This window comes from Streptomyces sp. NPDC054863, assembly GCF_053610825.1.
The window spans coordinates 1-3,237 of the sequence record NZ_JBSGZD010000489.1; the positions used below are offsets into that span (position 1 = coordinate 1).

At 72.2% G+C, this 3,237-nt stretch carries 3 protein-coding genes; 2 read left to right on the forward strand and 1 reads right to left on the reverse strand.

Annotated features, from left to right (window positions below; genetic code table 11):
- Positions 1-135 precede the first annotated feature (135 nt).
- Positions 136-792: a sensor domain-containing protein gene (locus ACWGIG_RS38075; protein ID WP_453326304.1), complete on the reverse strand. Its 657-nt coding sequence runs from the start codon at positions 790-792 to the stop codon at positions 136-138.
- 704 nt (positions 793-1,496) lie between these two features.
- On the opposite strand from ACWGIG_RS38075, the gene ACWGIG_RS38080 reads away from it, so the two are divergent.
- Positions 1,497-2,276 (forward strand): TetR/AcrR family transcriptional regulator, encoded by a 780-nt coding sequence (locus tag ACWGIG_RS38080; RefSeq protein ID WP_453326305.1) that lies wholly within the window; start codon positions 1,497-1,499, stop codon positions 2,274-2,276.
- Complete coding sequence (locus ACWGIG_RS38085) at positions 2,273-3,157, forward strand: SAM-dependent methyltransferase (protein ID WP_453326306.1); 885 nt, start codon at positions 2,273-2,275, stop codon at positions 3,155-3,157. Before ACWGIG_RS38080 ends, ACWGIG_RS38085 begins: the two co-directional genes overlap by 4 nt.
- Positions 3,158-3,237 lie beyond the last annotated feature (80 nt).

Sequence of the window (3,237 nt, forward strand, 5' to 3'; positions counted from 1 at the left end):
GGGCGGACCGGGAAGCCGGACCGCCCCGCCCCTCCCGTCCTTGTGGAACGACGAAGAGACCCGGACCGCATCCCCACGGCCCGGGCCCCTCACTCACTCCACTCCGCTCACTCCACTCCGCTCACCCCACTCGGCTCACTTCCCGAGCAGCCCCCGCACCGCCGCCCGGTCCACGTTCGTCAGGGCCCGCACCAGCTTCGGCGTGAGGAAGACGATCAGCAGGCCGAGCAGGGACACCGCGGCGAGCTGGAGCGGGGAGGTGAGGTCGTACGTGTGGCGGATGCCGCCGGAGGTGAACTCGTACACCCGGTAGCCGCTCCAGCCGTCGACGTACTGCGGAAAGACCCAGTTGTACGCGGGCAGCAGCGCGACCGCCCAGCCCACGGCGAGGAAGACCACCGTGGTCACGAAGCTGAACACCCGCCACGGGAACATCACGGCCTGGAACATCAGTGCCTGCCAGCCCTTGTTGTCCGTGAGGCGGTGGGACATCGCCCCCCAGAAGCCGTCCCGCTTCGGCGCACCCAGCGGCCCGGGGCCCTCCACATTGAGCCCGAGCCCGTGCCGCGCCCGCATCCGCTCCGCAGCACCCAACCCCCGTGCCCCCGCCAGCATCGCGGCGAACACCGGCAGCCCGAGCACGGTGACCGCGAGCGCCGCCCCGGTCGAGAACATCGCCACCGCGAACACGAACCCGCCGATCGCCACCGGCAGCGAGGTGAACGTGTACCCGATCTCCCGGTAGGTGGTGGCGGCGAAAGGCCCGCGCAGGAACCCGGTCTGCGGCGACATCGCACGATCCGAAGCCGCATGGCCCGCATGCGCATGACCCGAAGTCGCCTGGTACGAAATGGAATTGGGGGAAGTGGTAACGCTCACGGCGGGCCTCGAATCATCGCGGTGGGGACGTCTCGCAACGTTCCGTTCTGACAAGGGAAACGATCCCGGAATCGGCCCGCCGAGGGCATGGGGCGACCCAGCCGATCGAAGGTGGTGCTAGCCCCCCGACCGGCGGCGCGGCCCTGACTCCGGGCCCCGAGGGTGCTCCCGTATGCGCCCCCGGGGCGCGTTCCCGAGCGCGGTCCCGGGGTGCGTTCCCGAGCGTGCTCCCGAGTGCGGTCCCGAGCGTGCTCCCGAGCGCCGCAGGACCGGACTGCCCCACCCGCTGGGCCCCGGAGTTCGGCCGTCGCGGCCACCAGGAGGCCAATATCAGCCGTTCGCAGGACGAAGGGAGATATCTGGTCTTCCCACGTCTTCCCGGCGGTGTTGGGCCGCCCCCTCCCCCCGCCGTAGCGGTGGCCCGTTCGCCGCCCTCCTGAGCGGATGCGAACAGGCCGCCGCCCGCGGTGGTGCGGAGCGTCCCGGAGGCCGGGGCGCCGATCCCCTCTCACTTCCCACAGTGACGAGGACTTCGCCGGCCGACGGCCCTACGGTTTCCCGAGGACGGAGGAAGCCCTCCGCCTTCGGCCGGGTTTCACGTACCTCGGAGGCGCCCCATGCGTGCAGACGCACGGCACAACCGCGCTCGGATCCTGCGGGCGGCCCGGCAGGTGTACGCGGACGAGGGTCCGGACGTACCACTGAACGAGATCGCCGACCGTGCGGGCGTGGGGATCGCCACGCTCTACCGCCGTTTCCCCAGCCGCAGCGCGCTGATCCGGGCGGTGGCCGTCGACGTCATGGAGTCGTTGTACGAGGCGGCGACGGACGCCGCACAGCGGGAGAGCGATCCGGTCGAGGCCCTGCGGAGCTTCATGCACGCCGCACTGGACAGCAAGGCCGCAACCGTCATGCCGACGCTCTTCGGCAGGGTCGAGGGCGTCATGCTGTTCGCCGAGGAACGGGATGCCGTCGGCCCCCTCGGCCGTCTGATCACGCGGGCCCGGGAAGCGGGACTGCTGCGCGGTGACGTGGTCACCGGGGACGTCGTCTTCATGATCCTTCGTCTGGCGCGTCCGATGCCCGGCGCGGGGTTCTCCCAGGACGAGGCGCTCGCGCACCGTCAACTCGACATCTACCTCGACGGGTTGCGGACACCGGCGGCCGGGCCGCGCCGCGGGGGACTGCCGGAGCCCGCGATCTCAGCCGGGTGGGTCCGGCACATCCGCGCATGGATGGCGACCGGCACCCCCGCACCCGCTTCCCGTTCCCTCTCCCCCTACCTCCCCCTCCCCGGCAATCGGCGAGGCCGAACTGCCGTACGGGAAGGGCCCGAAGGACCCCCGAGCAGTCGCCGATCGACCCGGCATCGACCGCACAACGGAGGAACGCAATGACGAACAGCCCCGTGCCCGCCCCCGAACTGGCCGGCGGCACCCCCGAACTGACCGGCGTCGCCGCCACAGCGCTGGGGGTGACGGCGATCCGCGCACAAGAGCACCGCCGCCCCGACCGCCTCTTCGCCGACCCCTACGCGCAGCACTTCCTCGACGCCTCCGGTGATGCCGGCCCCGCGGCAGGAACTCAACCGGCCCCCACGCCCGAGCTGTTCACCTTGATGGCCGACCAGGTGGCCGTCCGCACCCGCTTCCTGGACGACGTACTGATCAGTGCGGCGCGAGCGGGCACGACCCAGGTGGTGCTGCTGGCCTGCGGCATGGATGCGCGGTCGTTCCGCCTGGACTGGCCTTCCGCGACGGCCCTCTTCGAAGTCGACTTCGCCGACACGCTCGCCTACCGCGCGGCCGTACTCGCGGCTCACGGCAGCACAGCCCGCTGCCGGCGGACGGAGGTTTCGACGGACCTGCGCGAGGACTGGCCGGCCGCACTGTGCGCGGCCGGCTTCGACCCCGGCCTGCCGACCGCCTGGCTCATGGAAGGCATCCTCTACGCCCTGACCCCCGACGCCGCCGACCTGCTCCTCGGGCACGTCACCGCGCACTCGGCTCCCGGCAGCATCCTCGCGCTGGACCACCAGGAGGACTCCGCGGTGCTGCGTGGCGCCCGCGGCGCACTCTCCGAGGAACTCGTCGACATGTGGCAGGGCGGCCCCACGGAAGACCCCGACGCCTGGCTCGCACGCCACGGCTGGCAGCCGGAGGTGCACGCGCTGGAAGAGGTCACGGCGGAATACGGCCGCCCGGTGCCGCCGCCCTTCGACCCGCAGCGCCCCGACACCGGACGGAGCTGGCTCGCAACCGGCCGCCTGCCCGGCTGAACCGGACGGGGACCGGCCCTGAGCCGCACCGTCGAGACCACGGCCGGCCCCGGGAACGACAGAGGCCCGGACCGTCGAAA